Origin of the sequence: Nocardia crassostreae (assembly GCF_001613405.1) — a bacterium.
In the GTDB taxonomy this organism is placed as follows: Bacteria; Actinomycetota; Actinomycetes; order Mycobacteriales; family Mycobacteriaceae; genus Nocardia; species Nocardia crassostreae.
Genome location: NZ_BDCH01000051.1, coordinates 1 through 21,208, shown reverse-complemented (window position 1 = coordinate 21,208; position 21,208 = coordinate 1). Strand labels below are relative to the sequence as shown.

Sequence of the window (21,208 nt, the reverse complement as noted above, 5' to 3'; positions counted from 1 at the left end):
TCCTGAGCAGAGCAACTCTGGGAACCGTTCGGCCAATACCGTATTCACCCCTCCAACGCTCCATACAGCGCGCGAAGCTCCCGCAGTCCAGATTCAGCCCCCCGCTCGTCCTCGGCAGTCATCCGCAAACCCTGCCTCAGCAATACAGCATCAAGATCCTCAGGCGCAGGCCGGTATTCCGGTTTGGGCAGCGCGGGCAGCTTCACGCCTTCCCCGTACAGATCACCGTTATCCGCAGCCGCAGTTTCCCGCTCCACGCTCCCGATCAGCGTGTCAAGCCTGATCCCCCGCAGCGTCAACAAATCCCCCGGCCGCTCATCAAGCCGCTCGGCGATCACATAACAAACAGCCGCCACATGCTTGCATGGCCAGCCCGAATCCGGGCACGTGCAAGGGAAGTCCAGCTCCGAGGCAGTCTTAGGCAACAACAGCGGCGCCAGCCCATGCGGCAATGTCCCGGAAGCGATTTCCCCGAGCATCCCCGGCGTAGCCCGAACCAAGCCCACCAGTTCATCCAGCCGCTCATCACGAAGCTGGCGCAGCGCGAGCACCGAAATGAACGGCCGCGGCTGACTTCCCTGTACTTCCGCACTCACCGCCCCGGGCTCCAGGCGATAGCTGATCACCTGCCCGGTGCGGGCGTAAGACCGGCCCCGAGTGAGCCGCCCACTGTCGGCCACATCCTCGATAGCTTCCAGAAACGCACGCCCCCACCAGGTTTTGGAGAACGCGGCCCCCCGGCGGCTGCGCGCCGCAACCCCACCCTTGACCGCGCGCCGCGGCCCGAACTCCGAGTAGTCGACATACGCGTTCATTCGCCCACCGCCTCCGCACCGAGTGCGAGCAGCGCCCGCAGTTCGTCATCCCCCAGCTCGGTGATCCACTTCTTCCCCGCCCCGACGGTCAAATCAGCCAGCTGCCGCTTTCCCTTCAGCATCTCGTCCACCCGCTCTTCGATGGTGTCCAAGCAAACCAGCTTCCGCACCTGCACATCACGCCGCTGACCGATGCGGAAGGCCCGGTCGGTGGCCTGGTTCTCCACGGCCGGATTCCACCACCTATCCAGGTGCACAACGTGATTGGCGGCGGTGAGGTTCAACCCGGTCCCACCCGCCTTGAGGGACAACAGCATCAGCGGCGGCCCGTCTTCGGACTGGAACCGCTCGACCATCGCGTCACGCCGCTGTTTGCTCACCCCGCCGTGCAGGAACGACACCTCGGTCCCGAAACGCTCGGACAGGAACGGCGTCACCAGTTCCCCGAATTCCGCGAACTGGGTGAACAGCAAAGCGCGTTCGCCATCGGCGATCACCGATTCCAGAATGTCCTCGACCAGCGCGAGCTTCCCGGATCGATGATGCCCTCGCCGCAATACGGCCGAACCGTCGCTCAGAAAATGCGCCGGGTGATTGCACACCTGTTTGAGCCGGGTGAGCGCCGCCAGCACCGCGCCTTTGCGCTCCATACCTTTCGCGGATTTCAGCTTGGCCGACATGTCGTCCAGTACCGCATGATACAGCGCGGCCTGCTCCACCGTGAGGTTGGCCCGCACCGTCATCTCGATCTTGTCCGGCAGATCGGAGATCACCTTCGGATCGGTTTTCACCCGCCGCAGCACGAACGGCGAGGTAATGGCTCGCAGCCGGGTGATCGCGTTCTCGTCGCGCTCCCGCTCGATCGGCACCGCGAAACGGGCATGGAAATCGGCGGGCCTGCCCAGCAGTTTCGGGTTGGCGAAATCCAGGATGGAGCGCAGTTCCTCCAGGCGGTTCTCCACTGGAGTTCCGTTGAGCGCCAGTCGATGTCGCGCCTGGATCAGCCGTGCCGCACGCGCCTGCCGGGTTCCGGCATTCTTGATGTGCTGTGCCTCGTCCAGCGCCACCCGCTGCCAGTCCTGGCGCTGCAATGCCTCCACGTCTCGCGCCATCAGCGCGTAGGTGGTGATCACAAGATCCGACTCCGCTACCGCCGCATCGAATTCCGACCCGGTCCGCCGCCCGGCCCCGTGATGCACGAGCACCCGCAGATCCGGCGCGAACAGCTCCGCTTCTCGCTGCCAGTTGCCCACCACCGACATCGGGCACACCAGCAATGTCGGACCGACACCGGAATCCCCTGTCGCAGCGGCCTTTTCCCGCTCATGTACCAGCAGCGCCAGCACCTGCACCGTCTTGCCCAGGCCCATGTCGTCGGCGAGGATCGCACCGCAGCCCAGCCTGCTCATGGTGGCCAGCCAGGCCAGCCCGCGCAGCTGATACGGCCGCAGCTGCGCCTTCAGGCCGACCGGTTCCGCGACAGGTTCGACTTCCCGTTCGGCATCGAAAAGCTGTGCTGCCCAACCGGTTGCGCTGACATTCTCCAGCGGTACGCCGATCACCGGCTGCGCGGACAGCTCCGCGAACAGCGCCCCGATGGTGGTCTCGGTGGCATCGGTGCGGCCCGCCACGTAGTCGGCCGCGGCGGCCAGCATGCGGTGGTCGGCCTGCACCCACTCCCCGCGCAATTGCACGAGGTCCGATTTCGACTGCACCAGCCGCGCCATCTCCGCCGGTGACAGCACCGTGTCGCCGAGCGCCAGCTCCCAGTGGAAGGACACCAAACCCTGGAGCCCGACGGCGCTTTCGCTGGCGGGCGGGCTCTGCACCTGGAGCCGCAGGGTGGGCGCGGCAATCCGCCAGGCCCGCGGCAGCAGCAGTTTCACCCCGGCTTCCTGCAGGACGTGCGCGCCGTGCGCGACCAGGTCCATGACCACTTCGGTCGGCAGGAACAGATCCAGGCTCCGGTCGTCGGCGGGCAGATCCCGCAGCCGGGGATAGGCGAGTTTGGCGGCGGCCAGCTTCTCCCCGGCCGTGCGCACCATATTCGGGTCGCCGGGCAGCAGCACCGGCTGCGGCGCTTCGCCCTCACTGCGCAGGCACACTTCCAGCCGCCACAGCCCGCCGTCGTCCTCGGTGTCGGGCTCGATCAGCCGCAGCAGTAGTTCCGGCTCGTCCACGGTGATGCTGGTGCGCCAATCCTCGAGCACCGCCGCCACCCGATGCGATCCGCTCTCCAGCGGTTCGGCTCCGAGCAGCGCCCTGAGCAGGGGATGTGCGGGGTTTTCCGCCAGCCCGATACCGCCGCCCACGGCGACGACCGCCCGCGTCCCGTCCGCGGCGGCGCTCGGTAACCGCGGCATGATGCGCAGGCGCGCGATCGGATCGGCGAGTTCACCGGTCAGATGCTCGAGCACCTCGGCGGGACCGCCCGCGACCTGCAGGGCGGGCGGCATGGCGACGGCCAGCTCGGCCTGCCAGGCGCGCTGTCGCTGCCCGCCGACGAGCCGCCAGCGCACCCACCATTCCCCGTCGTCACGGCGTATTTCAGGCACGATCCGCCCGGCCCGCACCCAGCGATCCACGCCGCGCGCCACATGCGCCAGATACCGCAGATCCCCCGCCACCGCATCGACCGGCAGCTCTTGCAGCAGCACCTTCACGGCCTGCTCGGGCGCCAGCGCATGCGCCTTGACCTGCGCTTTTTCCGGACCGTTCGGCCCGGGGACCAGCACCTGTGCCGTATGCCGGAATTTGGCCGTCTGCACGATCGTCCCGAGCGGATCGGGCAGGCTCACCGCGTCGATGGCCGCCACGGCGTCACCGTCCGGATCGTGCCGCAGCACCAACCCCGATCCGATCGACCACAATCCGTGCAGCATCCGCCCATCCAATCAGCCGAGACCGACAGCCTCGCGGCGGCCCACGGCCGCCGATCGGCGGAAATCCGGCAAAATCACCACCCCTACCGGGTCTTTATTTCTGACCGATATCGGAACATACTGGAATAACCGCAGGTCATCGCATACGGCGATATCAGCTGTGCTCAGCGCAGCCGTCATGCGGGGGTGCACCCGATAATCAACCGCGACTCAATCCGGGGCGGGGCCGTGGCACTTTCGATACCGAGGGAGGCCGTGAAGATGACGATTCTGCTCCAAGTGCTCGAGCAGAGCTTCACGCCGACAACGCCGTGGGAGCGACGGAAGTTCACTTTCGTCGATACGACAAAGATCGTGAGGATGCGCTTGGACGGCCAGTCCGGGGTGTGGCTGGATCTGTCCCGACCGGGGGAATCACAGCGGCTGGCGCGCACCGCCGATCCGCGCGATGCCATCGCGTTCCTGCTCGCCACCTTCGCCAAGATCGCCGAATGCGAAGAGCGCGGCGGATCCTGGCTGATCGGCCACGACGGTTGCCGGGTGGATTCCATCGCGGCCACCAGGTTCCCGCCGCAACTGTCCGAAACAGCGGCGGACGATCTCCTGGCACACGCCTGGTTGTAACGGCCCCCACCGCTCGGGACTCCCGAGAAATGCTGTGGGGTGCGAAGTTTCGTAAGTCGCGCGCGGGGACTACCCGCGCGCTTAGATATGTGACATGTCCATGGAGCGCGTGCTCGCACTGCTGAGCGCGGTGCTGGCCGTGCTCGTCCTGCCCGGCTGCGATATGGTCGCCGGGCCGGTCGCCCCCGCGCCCGGCAGCCCGACCCGGGTGGAGCTCGAACAGCTGCTGGCGGCGGTGCAGGTCATGCCGACGCGGCCGAATCCGCCGGGCTACGAACGGGGTTGCAAGGCCGGACAGGGCTGCGTGTTCGGCCAGGCCTGGAGCGATGACCACGACGGTCCGGGCGGGCACGACGGCTGCGATACCCGCAACAATGTGCTGGCCCGGCAGCTCACCGAGGTGGAATTCCGGGCGGGCACCAATAATTGCGTGGTGGTGGCCGGGATTCTGCAAGACCCCTATACGGGAAATCGCGTCGAATTCGCCAAGGCCGAGGCGCGCGAGGTGCAGATCGATCACGTCTATCCGCTGGCGGCGGCCTGGGATATGGGCGCGTCGGGCTGGCCGCTGGAGCGGCGGATGCGCTTCGCCAACGATCTCGACTACAACCTGCTGGCGGTGGACGGCACGACCAACGAGGACAAGAGCGACAGCACCCCCGCCGACTGGTTACCGCCCGCGAAGGCCAATCACTGCTTCTACGCGGGCAAGTACCTGCGGGCCGCCACCCAGTACGGGCTACCCATTACCGTCGCCGACCAGGCCACGCTCGAGAACATCGCCCGAACGTGCCCATAGCTGCCCGAACAGGCGGTACGCCTCCGCGCCGGCCATGGTGTTGTGCGGATCGATGACCGCTTCCTGCAGGCCGAGCAGACCCCAGGACAGGTGCCTTCCAGTTCGGCGGGCTCGAGCCGCAGCCGCGGGCCGAGGTGTTCGGCGAGCAGATCGGCGTACATCTGCCGGACCGAGCGCAGCACAGTGGCATTCGCGCGCTGACCCACCAGCGGGTTGTAGATGTTCGGATGATCGGCGGCGAGCCGGAACAGAATGGCGACCGGGGCCAGCAGCGGCGCGGGACCGTCGTAGTTCGCCAGTTCGCTCGAAATCACCTCGCGCACATGCTCGGTACAGCTGACCAGCAGCAGATCGTCCTTGTCGCGGTAGTGCGCGTAGAACGTGGAGCGGCCGACATCGGCGCGATCGATGATGTCCTGCACCGTGATCCGGGTGTAGGAGCGCTCCTTCATGAGCTCGATGAGCGCGACGTGCAGGGCCATGCGCGTGCGCCGGACCCGGCGGTCGGGCGCGGGCCTGCCATTGCGATCGCTGCCGCCGCCGGGACTTCCGGCACAGTTTCCGTGTAGGTGTCCCGAAACTGACACAAACCCGAATTATGGTTCTGGCCTGGGCTTTCTCATCCTTTGATGATGGATCGCATGACCTCGAAACAGCAAGTGTCCCGAAACGAATCCGACGAAATCGGCGCGCTGATCACCTGGCCGCGCCGCTATGCCCTGCTGACCGATCTCATCTTCCTCGGCCGCGCCGGAACCGTGATCCGCCGCCTGGCCGATGCCAGCGGCGCCGGGCCCGGCGATCGCGTGCTCGATATCGGCTCCGGGCCGGGGCGGCTGGCGCGCGAACTGGCCCGGCGGGTCGGTCCGCGCGGCACGGTGCTGGGCATCGATCCGTCCGGGCCGATGGTCGACTACGCCGCCAAGGGCGCACCGGCGAACTGCCGGTTCGAATACGGCGCGGCGCAATCGCTGACCCGGCCCGATGCCAGCGCCGATGTCATCACCTCGACCTTCGTCATGCACCACATTCCCGAAGCCGAGCGAAACAACGCCTTGGCGGGCATGTTCCGAGTCCTGCGGCCCGGCGGGCGGCTACTGCTGGCCGATGCCAGCCCGACCTCCGGCGTCCACGGCGCGGTCCTGCAATTCCTCGGGAAGGTGTTCGTGTGGCACAAGCACCATCACGGCCACAACCACGATCACGGCCACGCCCATGACGATCACGCGCAGGGCCATCACTCGCTGGCGGACGTCGATGTGCGCCGCTACCAGGACGCGCTGACCGAAATCGGTTTCACCGACTTCGAATTCAGCACCGGCCGCTACTCCATGGGGATTCTCACGGCCGTCAAACCGGAATGATCGACGCTATCAGGCCGGTTCCGCTCCGGTGGCGACCGGCCGCTTCGGGTCATTGGACCACTGCGACCAAGACCCCGGATACAGGGCAGCCTCCACGCCCGCGACCGCCAGCGCGGCCACCTGATGCGCGGCGGTCACACCGGAGCCGCAGTACACCGCCACCGGCCCGGAGCCGAATCCGCCGAAGCGCGAACGCAATTCCTCGGCCGTTTTGAAACGCCCCTCGCCGGTGAGGTTTTCGGCGGTCGGCGCGCTCACCGCGCCCGGTATGTGCCCGGCGCGCGGATCGACCGGTTCGACCTCACCGCGATAGCGCTCCCCCGCCCGCGCGTCCAGCAGCAGTCCCTGCCACCCGGCGGCCGCATCGGCATCGACGACGGGCATATTGCCCGGCGTCAGCACCACGTCACCGGCCTCCGGATCGGGCTCCTCACCCGCGATCACCTTGCCCCCGGCGCGTTCCCAGGCGGGCAGCCCGCCATCCAGGATCAGCACCTCCGCCACCCCGGCCCACTTGAGCAGCCACCAGGCCCGCGCCGCCGCCATCCCGCCGGTCGCGTCGTAGACCACCACCGCGTCCCCGGCGCGAATCCCCCAGCTGCGCGCGCACTTCTGTAGATGCGCCACCTCCGGCATCGGATGCCGCCCCTTCGCGGGTGACGGCGGCGCGGCCAGCTCGGTCTCCAGATCCACGAACACCGCACCCGGGATATGCCCGTTCAGGTAGTGCTGCGGCCCGTCCGGATCGCCCAGCGCCCACCGCACGTCCAGCAGCCGCACCGGCGAACCGCCCGCCAGCCGCTCCCGCAGATCCTCCGCCGAGACAAGCACCGCGCTCAAGCCAACTCCTCTTCGAAGATTCGCCACCGGGACTCAACGCCCCACCCTACTTGGTATCGGCGGGGACCCGGGGCGGGGCGGAGGAGCCAGCGGACGAGCAGGCCCGCGACCAGGGCCCAGAAGGCCGCGCCGACGCCCAGGAGGGTGACACCGGAGGCGGCCACCACGAAGGTGAGGGTGGCGGCGGAGCGGTGTTCGGCGGAGCCGAGGGCCGCGGTCAGGGCGGCGGCGAGAGTAGCGATGAGGGCAAGGCCCGCAACGGTTTCCAGGACGCCCTTCGGGGCGGCGACGACCAGGGTGACCAGGGCGCCGGAGGCCAGGGCGACCAGGAGGTAGACGAAACCGGCTGTGCTGGCGGCGATCCAGCGGCGCTTGGGGTCGGGGTGCGCGGCGGGGGCGGCCGAGAGCGCCGCGCTGATGGCGGCCAGGTTGATGGCGTGGCCGCCTGCGGGGGCGCCCACGATGGTGCCCAGACCGGTGACCGTCATGGCGGCGCGCCACGGGACCTTGTAGTCGAAGGTGCTCATGACCGCCGTGCCCGGAATGTTCTGCGCGGCCATGGTGACGATGTAGAGCGGGATGGCGACGCCGATGAGCGCCTGCCAACTCCAGTGCGGCACGGTCAATTCGATGCGCGGCGCCATGGTCGACAGATCGACGCTGCGATGCGTGACGGCGATATCGATGCCCGCGCCCACCGCGGCCACCGCGAAGGCGGCCAGCACCGCCCAGCGCGCGGCGAACTTCTGCAGGATCAGCCAGGTGAGAATGACCGGCACCACCACGGCGGGGCTGACGGTCAGCGATTTGATGGGCGCCAAGCAGATCGGCAGCAGCACCCCGGCCAGCATGGCCTGCGCGATCTCGGCCGGAATGGCCGCGATGAGCGTCCCGAGCCGCTGCCAGAATCCGGTCAGCACAATGAGCACGCCCGCCACCGCGAACGCGCCCACCGCGGCGGGCCAGCCGCCCGCGACGAGACCCGTGCTCGCCAGCAGCGCCGCACCGGGGGTGGACCAGGCCAGTGTGATGGGCATTCGGTAGCGGCGGCTCAGCACCAGCATGCCGACGGCCTGGGTCACGCACACCGCCAGCAGGCCCGAGGCCGCCTGCGCCGGGGTCGCCCCCATGGCCGTCAGCCCGGTCAGGACCACCGCGAACGAGCTCGTGAATCCGACCAGCGCCGTGACGATTCCGGCCCCGATGGGCTGGCCGATTCCGGCCCGGGGCGGAGTGTCAAGAGCCGGATTGCCGGTGGTGGTAGTGCTCATCGAGCAATCGTCGCGGTCCAGTGATGCCCGGGTCAGCGGCCAATCCACCGAAACTGGACTGAATTTCACTCCCCGGCGGGGAGGGCTCCGGCGAGTCGGTCGAGCAGCGGCGCGGTGCGCGGGGCCACCAGCGAACGCATGACGAGCGCCATATTGGTGCGCTCCACCCCCGGGATCTTCAGGATCCGACCGGTGATCCGGTACAGGTCGTCGGCATCCTGGGCCACCACGCGCACGGTGAGATCGGTGGGCCCGGTCATACCGCAGACCTCGGTGACCTCCGGGATCTCCGCCAGTTCGGCCACCACGGCATCGAGTCGGTGCTGGTCCACGACCACCGCGACGAAGGCCGCCAGGGGATAACCGAGAGCGCGGGGATCCACCCGGCGCTCGAAGCTGGCCAGCACCCCGTTGGCCTCCCAGCGAGCGAGCCTGGCCTGCACGGTGTTTCGGGACAGCCCCAGCCGGGCGGCTAGTTCGACTCCGGTGGCACGGGGGTTGGCCACCAGCTCCAGCAACAATCGGGCATCCGTGGCGTCCACCGAGCCGGTGATCGGTTCCCTGCTGCTCATGGGGATCAGTATGACACTGGTCACGGGCCATCAAACGCGCATTCTGCACAGTTGCCGTGTCGATGCTTGCGCATCGCGCCCAGCGGAGGATGCTGTGTGGTAGAGGACACAGTGCATTGTTCACTGGACACAATCCCACGGCGATGACCGTGTACCCGGTGCTCGAGGAGGCGAACCCATGCCCGAGAAGAACACCTATCCGGTGCAATTAGTGCAGCCCGACGGCCGCCGCGTATTTGATCGCACGCATGCCCCCCTGGTCGCGGATGTCGACGGCGAGGACCTGCGCGCGCTCTTCACCGATATGACCGTCGCGCGGCGCATCGATACCGAGGCAACCGCCCTGCAACGCCAAGGCCAGCTCGGATTGTGGCCGCCGCTGCTGGGTCAGGAGGCCGCGCAGATCGGCTCCGCGCATGCCCTGCACCCCGATGATTACGTGTTCTGCAGTTACCGCGAAGCCGGTGTCGCCTACGTCCGGGGCGTACCGCCGGAGCAGCTCACCAGACTCTGGCGCGGCGCGGCCCACTCCTGCTGGGACGCCGACGCGGTCAAGATGACCAATCCCGCCATCGTGGTCGGCGCGCAGGGCCTGCACGCCACCGGCTATGCCTACGCGGCCCATCTCGAAGGCGCCGAGATCGCCACCATCGCCTACTTCGGCGACGGCGCCACCAGCCAGGGCGATATCGCCGAGGCGCTGGGCTTCTCAGCCTCCTGGGGTGCGCCGGTGGTGTTCTTCTGCCAGAATAATCACTGGGCCATCAGCGCACCGGTCCGCACCCAGAGCGCGACCCCGCTCGCCAATCGCGCGCTCGGCTACGGGATTCCCGGCGTCCAGGTCGACGGCAACGACGCCCTGGCGGTACTGGCGGTGACCCGGCAGGCGGTGATTCGCGCCCGGTCCGGCGGCGGGCCCTCGTTCATCGAGGCCATCACCTACCGCATGGGCCCGCACACCACCGCCGACGATCCGACCCGCTACCGCGCTCCCGCCGAACTCGAGCTGTGGCAGCGCCGCGATCCCATCGACCGCATGCGCCGGTTACTGGAGCGGGAAGGGTTGTGGGACAGCGAATTCGAGCAACGGGTGACCGCCACGGCCGACGATGTCGCCAAACGGGTGCGCAGCGCGACGCTGGCCGTGCCCGATCCCGGGCCCATGGAACTGTTCGACCACGTCTATTCCACCCCGCACCGGCTCGTCGACGAGGAACGCCGCGAGTACGCCGACTACCTGGAGGGAGTCCGGTCATGAAGACGACATTCGCGGGCGCCATCAACTTCGGGTTGCGGCGCGCACTCGAGGACGATCCCAAAGTCGTTCTGATGGGCGAGGACATCGGGCGGCTCGGCGGGGTCTTCCGGGTCACCGACACCCTGCAGAAGGATTTCGGCAACAACCGGGTCATCGATACGCCGCTGGCCGAATCCGGAATCGTGGGAACGGCTTTCGGAATGGCATTACGCGGCTTGCGCCCGGTCTGCGAAATTCAGTTCGACGGATTCGTGTATCCGGCCTTCGATCAGATCGTGTGCCAGGTCGCGAAAATCCACTTCCGGACCCAGGGCAAGGTGGTCGCGCCGATCACCATTCGCATTCCGTGCGGCGGCGGCATCGGATCGGTGGAGCACCATTCCGAATCGCCCGAAGCGTATTTCGCGCACACCGCGGGATTGCGGGTGGTGTCGCCGAGCAATCCGGCCGATGCGTATCTGATGATCCGGCAGTCCATCGAACTCGACGATCCGGTGATCTTCTTCGAACCCAAGCGGCGCTATTGGGACAAGACCGATGTGGACTTCGACCTGCTCGATCGCGGCGGCGGCCTGGCACTGGACCGGGCGCGGGTGTGCACCAGCGGCGAGGACGCCACCGTGGTCGCCTACGGCGGCACCGTGGCCACCGCGCTCACCGCGGCCGATATCGCCGCGCACGAGGGACATTCGCTGGAGGTGATCGATCTGCGCAGTCTCTCGCCCATCGATTTCGACACCATCGAAACCTCGGTGCGCAAGACCGGGCGATTGATCGTAGTGCACGAGGCGCCGGTATTCGGCGGGCTCGGCGAGGAAATCGCGGACCGCATCACCAAACGCTGCTTCTACCAATTGGAGGCCCCCGTCCTGCGCGTCGGCGGCTTCGACATCCCCTATCCCCCGGCTAAACTCGAACGGCACCACCTGCCCGACCCCGACCGTATTCTCGCCGCATAACGGTCCATGCACGGAGGAAGCTCGGTGGAAGATCAGCAGCAGGTAATGGAATTCCGATTGCCGGACCTCGGGGAGGGCTTGGCCGACGCCGAATTGGTGTCCTGGGCGGTGGCGAGTCGGCGAAACCGTCGAATTGAACCAGACCATCGCCGAGGTGGAAACAGCGAAAGCGCAGGTGTCCCTACCCTGCCCGTTCGCCGGGACCGTACTGGAACTGCTCGCCGAACCGGGTGACACGGTGCCGGTGGGCGCGCCGCTCATCCGAGTGGGCGTACCGGCCGGGGCCGCGGAGGCCACCGCCGGTGCGGCGAACGCCACGGCCGACACGGCCGGAGCCGGGAACGCCGGAGCCGGGAACGCCGGAGCCGAGCGGCAGTCGGTGCTCGTGGGCTACGAACCGAACAGCGAACCGGTTTCCCGCCGGGCGCGCGCCGCCGCCGCACGGGCCGCGGCCCCGGAACCGGAGTCGGCGCTGTCCAATGGCGGCCCGGAAACCGCCGCGCCCCCGGTCGAATCCGCCACGCGCAGTGCCGGTTCGGGCTACGACGACGATCGAATGCGGCTCGCGGCACCGGAATCCAAGACCGCCCGCCCCAATGCCACGCCCGCGGCACGCAAACTGGCGCGCGAGATCGGCGTCGAGCTGTCCGGGATCGCCGGAACCGGACCGGGCGGAGCCGTCACCGTGGACGATCTGCACGGCGCGCAGCGCGAACCGCTGGCCGCCGACCACATCGCCATTCACACCGCGCCGCCGGTGCCGCCCCTGCGCGGCCCCGGTGCGCGGCCGGTATCCCCGGAACGCGAAAGCCGCGCCCCCATCAGCGGGATTCGCAAGCGCACCGCCGCCGCCATGGTCGCCAGCGCGCAGCACATTCCGCAGGCCAGCACCTTCGTCACCACCGATTTCACCGGTTCGATGGAGCTGCTGGACCATCTGCGCGCCACGCCGACCTTCGCCGGGCTGACGCTCACCCCGCTGGCCCTGGTGGCCAAGGCGACGCTGGTGGCGCTGAGCGAGTTCCCGGAGATCTATTCGTACTGGGACGAAGCCAATCAGGAGATCGTCACCAAGCACTATGTGAATCTCGGCATCGCCGTGGCGACCGAGCGCGGGCTGCTGGTGCCGAATCTGAAGGAGGCCCAGGGCCTGAGCCTGCGCGATCTGTGCCAGGAGATCGGGCGCCTGGCCGAACTGGCGCGGGGCGGCGCGGCCACCCCGGCCGATCTCACCGGCGGCACCTTCACCATTACCAATGTGGGCGTCTTCGGCGTGGACACCGGTGTGCCCCTGGTGAATCCGGGCGAGGCGGCCATTCTGTGCCTGGGCTCGATCCGCAAACGCCCGTGGGTGCACCGCGACGAACTGGCCGTGCGCTGGGTGACCACGCTGGGTCTGAGCTTCGATCACCGCATGATCGACGGCGAGCAGGGCTCCCGTTTCCTCGCGAGTGTGGCCGCGCTGCTGGAGGATCCGCTGACCCTGCTGGGCCGGGTCTAGTCAGGCCTCGGCGGCGGCCGTCACCACCAGCGGTTCCGCGGCGGCGCGAATGATCGCGGGAATCGGGATGGGCTTGCGGGTTTCATTGTCCACGTAGACGTGGGTGAAGGTGCCGGTGGCGGCCAGCTCCAGACCGTCATCGGCCTCACGGAAGATGGCCAGGTCGTAATTGATGCTCGAATTGCCCAGCCGCGCGATGCGAATGCCCACCCGCAGCTGATCCGGGAAGCTGAGCGAGCCCAGGAACTTGCAGGAGGTCTGCGCGACCACGCCGATGGCGGGCAGCTCGCGGATATCCACCCCGGTGGCGTGGATCAGCCACGCGTTCACAGCCGTGTCGAAGTAGCTGTAGTAGGTCACATTGTTGACGTGGCCGTAGTGGTCGTTGTCCGCCCAGCGCGTCGGGACGGGCCAGAGCACCGGGTATTGCTGATCCTGCGTCACCCTGCCGACGATAGCGGCCGGTGATCTCAGGCCGAGCGCTGGTCGGTATTGCGGTGATCGCGCGGGCTGATGCCGTAGTGGCGTTTGAACGCGGTGCTCAGGGCGAAGGCGCTGCCGTAGCCGACACGGCGGGCAATGGCCTCCAGGGTGGCGTCGGATTCGTGCAGCAGATCCGCGGCCAAAGCCAGCCGCCAATCGGTGAGGAAGGCCATCGGGGGTTCGCCGACCAGTTCGGTGAAGCGCCGCGCCAGGGCCGCGCGGGAGACGCCGACCTCGGCGGCCAGGGAGGCGACCGTCCAGGCGCGCGCCGGATTGTGCTGCATGAGGCGCAGGGCCTTGCCGACCAGCGGATCGCCGTAGGCGTGATACCAGGCCGGGGCGTCGGCGCGGGAGAACCAGGCGCGCAGGGTAGCGATGAGCAGCAGGTCCAGCAGCCGGTCGAGCATGGCGCCCTGGGCGGGCAGATCCTTGGCGGCCTCGTCGACCAGCAGATCCAGCACCCGGTCGTCGATATCGCCGCGGCTGAGCACGGCAATGGGCGGCAGGGCGCGCAGCAGTCGGCGGCTGGCGGCCGATTCCTGCTCGTAGGTGCCGGTGACCAGGACCGTGGCCGCATCGGCGCTGGTACCCCAGCTGCGAATGCCCAGGCTCAGGGTCTCGCACAGCACCTCGCCCTGCGGGGTCATGGTGATCTGGCCGGGCTGGATGATGACCTGCGGCTCGGTGCCCGGATCATCGGCGACGGTGTAGTGGTCCGGCCCGCGGAACAGCGCGATATCGCCGGTCCGCAATTGCCGCGGCGGTAGTTGCTTGCCGTTCTTGGCGTCCGGGATCACCCAGCCGCCGCCGCGCACCACGGCCACCAGGGTCAGCGGGGCCTCGTCGCGGATTCGCAGCGACCAGGGCGGATCGAAGGAGCTCCGCATGACGAACGCCGACCGTGCGCGTGGTCCTTCGAGCAGGCTGGCCAACGCATCCATACCCAAGACGATGGCAAATGTGGCCGCGCTTCTCAACCATGTTCGCGCGCACGGAATCTCGATTGACTGGGGATATGACATCCAAAGGCACCGTGAGCAGCGAAAACACCGTTCTCGTACTCGGCGGCACCGGGAAGACCGGCAGCCGCGTGGCCGCCCGGTTGACCGCCCGCGGCGTGCGAGTGCGCCTCGGTTCGCGCGGCGCGGACATCCCCTTCGACTGGACCGACCGGAGTACCTGGGCACCGGCGCTCAGCGGCATCGACGCCGTCTACCTGTCGTATCAGCCGGATCTCGCGGTGCCGGGCGCGCCCGCCGATATCAAGCGGTTCACCACCGCGGCGGCGGCCGCGGGCGTGCGGCGGGTGGTGCTGCTGTCCGGTCGCGGCGAGCCCAAGGCGCTGGAATGCGAAGGGATCGTGCAGGATTCGGGTCTGCCGACCACCGTGGTGCGCTGTTCGTGGTTCGCACAGAACTTCAGCGCCGGGCGCTGGGCGGCGGATATCCGGGCGGGGACGATGATGCTGCCGTGCGGGCAGGTGCCGGAGCCTTTCGTGGACGCCGATGACGTCGCCGACGTGGCGGTGGCCGCGCTCACCGAGGACGGGCACGCCGGGCAGGTGTACGAGCTGACCGGGCCGCGCGCGCTGTCGGTGCCGGAGGCGCTGGCCGAGATCTCCGGGGCGATCGGGCGCGAGATCACCTTCATCTCGCCCAGCCGAATGGATTTCGTGGCCATGCTGACCGCCCGCGCGGCGCCCGCCGACGAGATCAGCCTGCTGGACTATCTGTTCGGGATGCTGTTCGACGGCCGCAACTCGCACACCACCGACGGGGTGCGCCGGGCACTGGGGCGCGAGCCGAAGGATTTCACCGAATACGTCCGCGACGTGGCGCTTTCCGGTGTCTGGGCGGTCGGTGCGCGGGCATAACTTGTCGGTGCCCGGGCATACAATTGATACGAAACAGGTTGGAAATGAAGAGATTCGGATCCCATCCGGAGCGTCGACGAAGCCGCGAAGGTCGGGGAAACGAGGAGATGCCGGTTCCGGGCCGGTAGCGTCGTACCGATGGCCGCTGCGACGCCCGCTCCTCCCATCCGAATCGCACGATTCGCCCTGTTCGCGATCTTCGGCCTCAATGGACTGCTGTCGGCGATCTGGATCGTGCACATACCGGCCGTGACCCAGCGGACCGGGGTCTCCCACAGCACCCTGGGCATGCTCCTGCTGGTCATGGCCGCCGCCGCCATTGCGGGCATGCAGGCGGCGGGCCCCCTGGCCGATCGGTTCGGCAGCCGCACCCTCACCACCGCAGCCGCCGCCGGACTGTCGGCCAGCCTATTGGGCCTCGGCTACACCACCTCCACGGCCACCCTCGCAATCGCCCTGCTGGCCTACGGTTTCTGCAACGGCGCACTGGACGTCTCCATGAACGCCCAGGCCGTCGTCGTGGAACGCGCCTACCCCCGCCCCATCATGTCGGCCTTCCACGCCTTCTTCTCCCTCGGCGGCCTGCTCGGCGCGGTCGCGGGCGCGGCCGCCCAACGCGCCGACTGGACCATCCACACCACGTTCACGGTCTCGATGTTCGGGGGCCTGACCGTGGTCGCACTGTGCGCGCCCCGAATGCTAGGGCCCGCCGTCCCGGCCCGGAACACCGCCGCGCCGATATCCGCCGCGCAACTCGAACCCGGCACACCGGGTGCGAGCGCCCCGACCGGTGAGCGCACGGCGAACGACCCCGCACCAGCACGGCGAACGACCCCGCACCAGCACGGCGGGCCCCCGAAGCCGAGACGGGCTGTGCGGCCGTGGAGCGCGGCCGTGCGGCGGGGGACCCGACACGGGATCTCGCGAAAAGTGCTGCTGCTGGGGATGATCGCATTCGCGCTGCTGATGGCCGAGGGGGTCGCGGCGGACTGGAGTGCGCTGCAATTGCGGGATCGGCTGGAGGTGGACACCGCCACGGCGGCGCTCGCATTCGCGGCCTTCTCCACCACCATGACCCTCGGGCGGCTCGGCGCCGATCGGGTCAGCGGGCGATTCGGGCGGGTTGCGGTGGTGCGGTGGGGAACCCTGCTGGCAGCCTTCGGGTTCGCGCTCATCCTCGTATCACCGTGGCTGCCCGTGACATTGGCGGGCTGGGCGCTGTGCGGGATTGGACTGTCGGGCGGGGTTCCGCAGGTGTTCACCGCGGCCGGGAATTTGGGCTCGGCGGCCTCCGCTACCGATATGTCGCGGGTGTTCGGGCTCGGCTATATCGGCCTGCTCGCGGGGCCCGCCATTATCGGCTGGCTGACCGAGCTCATGCCGCTCACGGTGACCATGGCGGTTCCGCTGGCAACAATGCTCTTGTGCGCCTGGGGCGCCCGTGCGGTCGCCCCGGTCCGGTGATCATCGGACAGCTTCACCGGGGCACGCCGCCGACCATGGCCATGGCTCCATCGCGCATCGCAATGCTGTTGCGCCCGTGCGGCGGTCGCGCCGGTGTGGCGCAGGAGTAGCGGGTCAGGACCGCGGGTCGTGGACGAAGGCGAGCGGTGAGCGCGGGCCCAGGTCACCGGCCTGTTCGGCGTGGTCGAGGAAGGCGTCGACCATGCGGTGGTTGAGGACCGCGAGGGTCTTCAGGTCTTCCGAGCTCCACTCCGACAAGGCTTCTCGCATCCATTCGCGCATGACATCGCGGATGGCGTCGACGGCCTGGCGACCGGAGGCGGTGGGGCGGGCGCGCTGGGCGCGGCGGTCGTCCGGATCGGGGACGCGCTCGACATAGCCGGACTTCTCGAGGCGCTGGATCTGGCGGCTCACGTGCGGGGCCTCGACATCGAGGCGGGTGGCGAGTTCGCCCAGGCGCATGGGCTCGGGTGCGTCGGCGAGCAGGCGCAGCAGCGGCACACTGGCGCGATCGATCTTGATGCCGCATTTGGTCATAGCCCGGTCGTGCCGCCGCACGCGCGTGAGCAGGTACGACACCCGTGCGAGTGCACGTTCGAGCTCGACTATGTGACTTGCGTCAACGGTGGCGCTGGTGGCTTCCGGGGGCGGCATGTGGTTATCTTACGAAATCCATTTACTTAATTTTGGTAAGTAATCCCAAGGAACCCCATGACTTCGACCGCAGTCGGTCCGGGCGCCGGTGTCGGCACCGATGACCGCCCCCAGGCTCATCTCGGCCTGACCTTGCTCGCGCTGTGCGCGGCCGGTCTGGTCGTCTCGCTCCAGCAGACCGTGGTCATTCCACTGCTGCCGCGCATGATCGGCCAGTTGCACACCGACGTCTCCGGCGTCACCTGGCTGTTCACCGCCGCACTGCTCACCGGTGCGGTGTCCACCCCCTGCTGTCGCGATTCGGCGACATGTACGGCAAGAAGACGATGGTCATGGTGGCCATGGGGCTGCTGATCGTCGGCTCGGTGGTCTGCGCCTTCGCGGACAGCCTCGGCGTCTATATCGCCGGGCGTGCGCTACAGGGCACCTCGGCGGCCATGATTCCGCTGGCCATCGGGATTATTCGCGATACTTTCCCGCGCGAGCGGCTGTTCGGGGCGATCGGCATCGTCTCCGGCACCATGGGCATCGGCGACACGGTCGGCCTGCTGGTCACCGGCGTCATCGCCGATCACACCCAGAATCCGCACCCGGTGTTCTGGCTGACCGCCGGACTCGCCGTACTGGCCGCGGTGCTGATTCAGTTCAGCGCTAAGAACAATGGCGTGCGCCACGGCGGCAAGCCGGACTTCATCGGCGCGGCGCTGCTGGCCGGACTCCTGGTGAGCCTGATGCTCGGCATCAGCCAGGGTCCGCGCTGGGGTTGGGGATCCGGTTCGGTGCTCGGCCTGTTCGGCGTGGCCGCCGTGCTCACCGCGATCTGGGTGTTCGTCGAACTGAAGGTGGAGCAGCCGCTGGTGCGGCTGCAACTGCTGGTCGGGCCGCAGTCGCTGTCGGCCAATATCGCCTCCGCACTGCTCGGATTCGCCATGTTCGGATCCTTCACGCTCATCTCGAACTTCATTCAGACCCCGGCGGACAAGGTCGGCTACGGCCTGTCGGGTTCGGTGCTGGTGGTCGGCCTGTACGGCATTCCGAGCGCGGCGCTCATGACGTTCTTCTCGTTCCGCACGGGCCGGATCGCGGCCAAGATCGGACCCGCCTACACCCTGGCCATCGGCTCGACCTTCGCCGGGTTGTCGATGGCCTGGCTGACGTTCTCCAATGCGCACGGCTACGACATGATCATCGCGAATGTGCTGCAGGGCACCGGCTTCGGTATCGCCTACGCGGCCCTGGGCACGCTGGCGGTGCAGCACGTGCCCATGAGCGAGAGCGGAATCGCCTCCAGTATCAACTCGCTCGTGCGCACGGCGGGCGGCAGCATCGCGGGCGCGGTCACGGCCTCCATTCTGTCGGCGCACGTCCTCGCCAACACCAAGGTGCCGACGCTGGACGCCTATGTGGCCAGCTTCGCCATCCTGTCCATCGGCGCGTTCGGCGCCGCGCTGGTCGCCCTCGGGCACGGGCTGCGGCACAAGGGCGAATGAACCGCTAGGTCAGCACTTCCGGATGCTCGCCGTCGACCACGACGACGTGGTCGTCGGTGAGCGCCCAGTGCCGGATCCCGGCGGCGGTGTAGTCGCGCACCAGTTTCCGGGACAGGCCCTCCGGATCGGTGGGCGAATCCAGATGCGGGACGATAGGGCGATCCACCAGACCCAGTCCGTCCCACCGCGGTTCGATACCGCAGGCGGTGCGCACCTCATCGGGATCGTCCATGGATTCGAGGCCGTGCAGGTCCGGCGTCATGACGCAGGCGCCCGCGCTGTAGCCCGCGTACACCAGCGCATCCGCGGCCAGCAGCCGGGGCAGCACGATATCCGCGCCGCTGCGGGCGAATTGGGCGCGCAGCACGAAGGTATTGCCGCCGCGCACCCACACCATCGGAAACCGCGCGAGCGTGCGCTCCAGCTCCGCGGTCCGGCCCACATACTCCCGCAGATCGACGACCTCCGGCTGGAAACCCAAGCGGCGCAGGGGAAACAGATCGCTGGTGACGGCGCTCTGCCAGGCCGAGGGCCAGGCGTCGCAGGCATTGGCGATCACCGCGACCCGGCCCGGCTCGCCCGCCATGGCGAGCAGGCGGGACTGGTGCGCACCGAATCGGTAGCTGGACAGGAACAGTCGCACCGCGGCTCAGATGGTGAAGGCCAGGCTGCGGACCAGGCGATTGCCCAGCTCGGTATCGCCGGTCAGGCCGAACTCGCCGGTGTGGGCGTCGGCGGTGGTGCGGCCGCCGCGCAGGCGGGCGAACAAGCGCGAGTCCATGGTGAGGACGACCGTGGCCGGGCCGGACAGGGTTTCGACCAGGGCCGCCCGGCCCGCCGCCACCTCGATGTGCAGCTGCCGCTCGACCGGGCCGGTGAGCTCGATGGTGATCCGCGAGCCGTCGGGCGCGGCGGCGCCCTTGACCACGGCCTTGCCGAGACCGGGAAGCAGTTCCGCGTATGCGGTTTCACCGCGGGCGCCGCCCTCGTCGACCGTGACGCCCAGTCCGTCGGCGATATCGTGCTCGTGCATCCAGCAGTCGAACAGGCGAATCCGCATGAACCGGCCGTAGGGAGCCATCCCCACCGGCGTCGGCACCTCCTGCGCCCACATCTCCGGGCTGGTTTCCGCGAGCGCCTTCAGACGGCGGCCGGTGACATCACGAAACCGCTCCAGCAGTTGCGCCCCTGGGAGCGGGCGCAGCGATTCGATCCATTTCTCGTTGAGCGCGCCGACGGGATTGTGAATGTGCTCCCCCGCCACCTCGATATCGGGGGTCGGCTCACCCAGCAGCATGGCCTCCACGCCGATGACATGCGCGAGCGTATCGAACACCGTCCACCCGGGCAGCGCCGAAGGCGTCCGCCAGCCGGGTTCTTCCAGCCCGTCCACTAGCCGGGTGAGCGCGTCCCACTGGGCGGATAAGGCGGCGGCGATATCGGCGCGGTCCGGCACCGTGTCGGTCATGCGCTGGTTTCCTTCTCCTCGGCGGCGAGCCGGTCCAATCCGGCTCGGATGGCGGCTGCCGTGACCTCCCGGTCGTGCGGGCGGCGCAGGACGAAACCCTTTGCGAAGGTGAGTATGTCGCCATTGCGGCGCGGGACGACGTGCAGGTGCACGTGGCCGACGGTCTGGAAGGCTGCCTTACCGTCATTGATCACCAGATTCGCGGCGTCCGCGCCGAGATCGCTGCGGCGCACCGCCTTCGCCAGCCGATGCCCGAGGGTGAACAGCCGCGCGCCCAGCGCCGGGGTCAGCTCGTCCAGATCGGTCGCGTGCCATTTGGGAATCACCAGCGTGTGCCCCCGGGTGATGGGCCGGATATCGAGGAACGCCAACAGGGTGTCGTCCTCGTATACCTTCGTCGCGGGCGCGGTGCCCGCCACGATCCGGCAGAAGATGCAGCCACTCACCCCGGAGACATTACGGCGTAAGAGTGATGCGCGACACCCCTCGTGATCGTGGCGCGCGGCTCACCTGCTCGCACACCCCTACGTAAGTAACCGTCCCCCTATGTACGTACTTGTCGCAGGTCATCGCGCCCAGCACGATGAGCGAGTCCGATTCACAATGAAAGGGCGGGTTCCAACGGGAGCGATCGGCCCGGGCCACCATCCCTCCCAGGAATACCGCCACCGACGATTCGATTGAGCACAATGCACAGTCCGGAGCCCCGCGGAGCCCTTCGCACCACGCAGTGTGATGGTCATCTCCGCTACGCTCACCGCGGACCGGGTACAGTTGCGAGAATACTCACGAACTTACTCAACAGTAAGTTCGGCCCACCGTTGGACCGAGAAGGAAGTTAGACAAGTGGACACAACGCAGAGCGCACAGACCGCTGCGCCCCGCGGTGCG

At 68.3% G+C, this 21,208-nt stretch carries 21 protein-coding genes and 1 pseudogene; 10 read left to right on the top strand and 12 right to left on the bottom strand.

The window, feature by feature from the left end; genetic code table 11:
* Positions 1–44: 44 nt before the first annotated feature.
* Both NC4_RS38390 and NC4_RS38385 read right to left on the bottom strand, forming a co-directional pair.
* Complete coding sequence (locus tag NC4_RS38390) at positions 45–815, bottom strand: SWIM zinc finger family protein (protein ID WP_067549458.1); 771 nt, start codon at positions 813–815, stop codon at positions 45–47.
* Positions 812–3,697, bottom strand: a complete 2,886-nt coding sequence (locus NC4_RS38385; protein ID WP_067549455.1) for a DEAD/DEAH box helicase — start codon at positions 3,695–3,697, stop codon at positions 812–814. The genes NC4_RS38390 and NC4_RS38385 overlap by 4 nt, the downstream gene beginning before the upstream one ends.
* Before the next feature lie 261 nt (positions 3,698–3,958).
* Between NC4_RS38385 and NC4_RS38380 the strand changes: the two genes are divergently transcribed.
* Both NC4_RS38380 and NC4_RS38375 read left to right on the top strand, forming a co-directional pair.
* Positions 3,959–4,321, top strand: a complete 363-nt coding sequence (locus NC4_RS38380) for a hypothetical protein (RefSeq protein ID WP_067549464.1) — start codon at positions 3,959–3,961, stop codon at positions 4,319–4,321.
* Positions 4,322–4,415: 94 nt separating this feature from the next.
* On the top strand, positions 4,416–5,120 hold the full coding sequence (locus NC4_RS38375; protein WP_067549452.1) for an HNH endonuclease family protein: 705 nt from the start codon (positions 4,416–4,418) through the stop codon (positions 5,118–5,120).
* On the opposite strand, the gene NC4_RS38370 is transcribed toward NC4_RS38375, so the two are convergent.
* Positions 5,021–5,602 (bottom strand): TetR/AcrR family transcriptional regulator, encoded by a 582-nt coding sequence (locus NC4_RS38370; RefSeq protein ID WP_067549449.1) that lies wholly within the window; start codon positions 5,600–5,602, stop codon positions 5,021–5,023. The two genes, NC4_RS38375 and NC4_RS38370, sit on opposite strands and share 100 nt — an antisense overlap.
* 159 nt (positions 5,603–5,761) lie before the next feature.
* Between NC4_RS38370 and NC4_RS38365 the strand changes: the two genes are divergently transcribed.
* Positions 5,762–6,484: a class I SAM-dependent methyltransferase gene (locus NC4_RS38365; protein WP_245722218.1), complete on the top strand. Its 723-nt coding sequence runs from the start codon at positions 5,762–5,764 to the stop codon at positions 6,482–6,484.
* A gap of 9 nt (positions 6,485–6,493) precedes the next feature.
* Here the strand turns inward: NC4_RS38365 and NC4_RS38360 are convergent, their stop codons facing one another.
* The 3 genes from NC4_RS38360 to NC4_RS38350 form a co-directional block, all read right to left on the bottom strand.
* Positions 6,494–7,324: a sulfurtransferase gene (locus NC4_RS38360; protein WP_067549443.1), complete on the bottom strand. Its 831-nt coding sequence runs from the start codon at positions 7,322–7,324 to the stop codon at positions 6,494–6,496.
* Positions 7,321–8,595 (bottom strand): benzoate/H(+) symporter BenE family transporter, encoded by a 1,275-nt coding sequence (locus NC4_RS38355; protein ID WP_084530195.1) that lies wholly within the window; start codon positions 8,593–8,595, stop codon positions 7,321–7,323. The genes NC4_RS38360 and NC4_RS38355 overlap by 4 nt, the downstream gene beginning before the upstream one ends.
* A gap of 65 nt (positions 8,596–8,660) precedes the next feature.
* Positions 8,661–9,167 (bottom strand): Lrp/AsnC family transcriptional regulator, encoded by a 507-nt coding sequence (locus NC4_RS38350; RefSeq protein WP_067549461.1) that lies wholly within the window; start codon positions 9,165–9,167, stop codon positions 8,661–8,663.
* Positions 9,168–9,345: 178 nt separating this feature from the next.
* Here NC4_RS38350 and pdhA point away from each other — a divergent pair, with 178 nt between their 5' ends.
* The 3 genes and pseudogenes from pdhA (at position 9,346) to NC4_RS38335 (ending at position 12,885) form a co-directional block, all read left to right on the top strand.
* The gene (gene pdhA, locus NC4_RS38345; RefSeq protein ID WP_067549439.1) at positions 9,346–10,425 is read left to right on the top strand and encodes a pyruvate dehydrogenase (acetyl-transferring) E1 component subunit alpha; all 1,080 of its coding nucleotides are present in this window, start codon (positions 9,346–9,348) and stop codon (positions 10,423–10,425) included.
* The gene (locus tag NC4_RS38340; protein WP_067549436.1) at positions 10,422–11,384 is read left to right on the top strand and encodes an alpha-ketoacid dehydrogenase subunit beta; all 963 of its coding nucleotides are present in this window, start codon (positions 10,422–10,424) and stop codon (positions 11,382–11,384) included. The genes pdhA and NC4_RS38340 overlap by 4 nt, the downstream gene beginning before the upstream one ends.
* A gap of 45 nt (positions 11,385–11,429) precedes the next feature.
* Positions 11,430–12,885, top strand: a pseudogene (locus tag NC4_RS38335) (dihydrolipoamide acetyltransferase family protein).
* Here NC4_RS38335 and NC4_RS38330 read toward each other — a convergent pair.
* On the bottom strand, positions 12,886–13,329 hold the full coding sequence (locus NC4_RS38330; RefSeq protein WP_067549433.1) for an acyl-CoA thioesterase: 444 nt from the start codon (positions 13,327–13,329) through the stop codon (positions 12,886–12,888).
* 26 nt (positions 13,330–13,355) lie between these two features.
* Positions 13,356–14,309 carry an AraC family transcriptional regulator gene (locus NC4_RS38325; RefSeq protein WP_067549430.1) on the bottom strand — a complete coding sequence of 318 codons (954 nt, stop codon included), beginning with the start codon at positions 14,307–14,309 and terminating at the stop codon, positions 13,356–13,358.
* 74 nt (positions 14,310–14,383) lie between these two features.
* Here NC4_RS38325 and NC4_RS38320 point away from each other — a divergent pair, with 74 nt between their 5' ends.
* The gene (locus NC4_RS38320; RefSeq protein ID WP_067549427.1) at positions 14,384–15,241 is read left to right on the top strand and encodes an NAD(P)H-binding protein; all 858 of its coding nucleotides are present in this window, start codon (positions 14,384–14,386) and stop codon (positions 15,239–15,241) included.
* Between the two features lie 138 nt (positions 15,242–15,379).
* Positions 15,380–16,705 (top strand): MFS transporter, encoded by a 1,326-nt coding sequence (locus NC4_RS38315; protein ID WP_067549424.1) that lies wholly within the window; start codon positions 15,380–15,382, stop codon positions 16,703–16,705.
* Between the two features lie 114 nt (positions 16,706–16,819).
* Here the strand turns inward: NC4_RS38315 and NC4_RS38310 are convergent, their stop codons facing one another.
* Positions 16,820–17,359 (bottom strand): MarR family winged helix-turn-helix transcriptional regulator, encoded by a 540-nt coding sequence (locus tag NC4_RS38310; RefSeq protein WP_067549421.1) that lies wholly within the window; start codon positions 17,357–17,359, stop codon positions 16,820–16,822.
* A gap of 57 nt (positions 17,360–17,416) precedes the next feature.
* Here NC4_RS38310 and NC4_RS42015 point away from each other — a divergent pair, with 57 nt between their 5' ends.
* Both NC4_RS42015 and NC4_RS38305 read left to right on the top strand, forming a co-directional pair.
* Positions 17,417–17,713 carry a hypothetical protein gene (locus tag NC4_RS42015; protein WP_218021406.1) on the top strand — a complete coding sequence of 99 codons (297 nt, stop codon included), beginning with the start codon at positions 17,417–17,419 and terminating at the stop codon, positions 17,711–17,713.
* Positions 17,668–18,849 (top strand): MFS transporter, encoded by a 1,182-nt coding sequence (locus NC4_RS38305; RefSeq protein WP_218021405.1) that lies wholly within the window; start codon positions 17,668–17,670, stop codon positions 18,847–18,849. The genes NC4_RS42015 and NC4_RS38305 overlap by 46 nt, the downstream gene beginning before the upstream one ends.
* Before the next feature lie 4 nt (positions 18,850–18,853).
* Here NC4_RS38305 and NC4_RS38300 read toward each other — a convergent pair whose 3' ends face one another.
* From NC4_RS38300 to NC4_RS38290, 3 genes are read right to left on the bottom strand one after another with little or no spacing between them, the layout of a single operon-like run.
* Entirely contained in the window at positions 18,854–19,492 is a 639-nt protein-coding gene (locus tag NC4_RS38300; RefSeq protein ID WP_067549418.1) for a Type 1 glutamine amidotransferase-like domain-containing protein, read from the bottom strand.
* A gap of 6 nt (positions 19,493–19,498) precedes the next feature.
* Positions 19,499–20,317, bottom strand: coding sequence for a maleylpyruvate isomerase family mycothiol-dependent enzyme (locus NC4_RS38295; RefSeq protein WP_067549415.1), 819 nt, complete (start codon positions 20,315–20,317; stop codon positions 19,499–19,501).
* On the bottom strand, positions 20,314–20,763 hold the full coding sequence (locus NC4_RS38290) for an HIT family protein (RefSeq protein WP_067549412.1): 450 nt from the start codon (positions 20,761–20,763) through the stop codon (positions 20,314–20,316). Before NC4_RS38290 ends, NC4_RS38295 begins: the two co-directional genes overlap by 4 nt.
* Between the last annotated feature and the right edge of the window lie 445 nt (positions 20,764–21,208).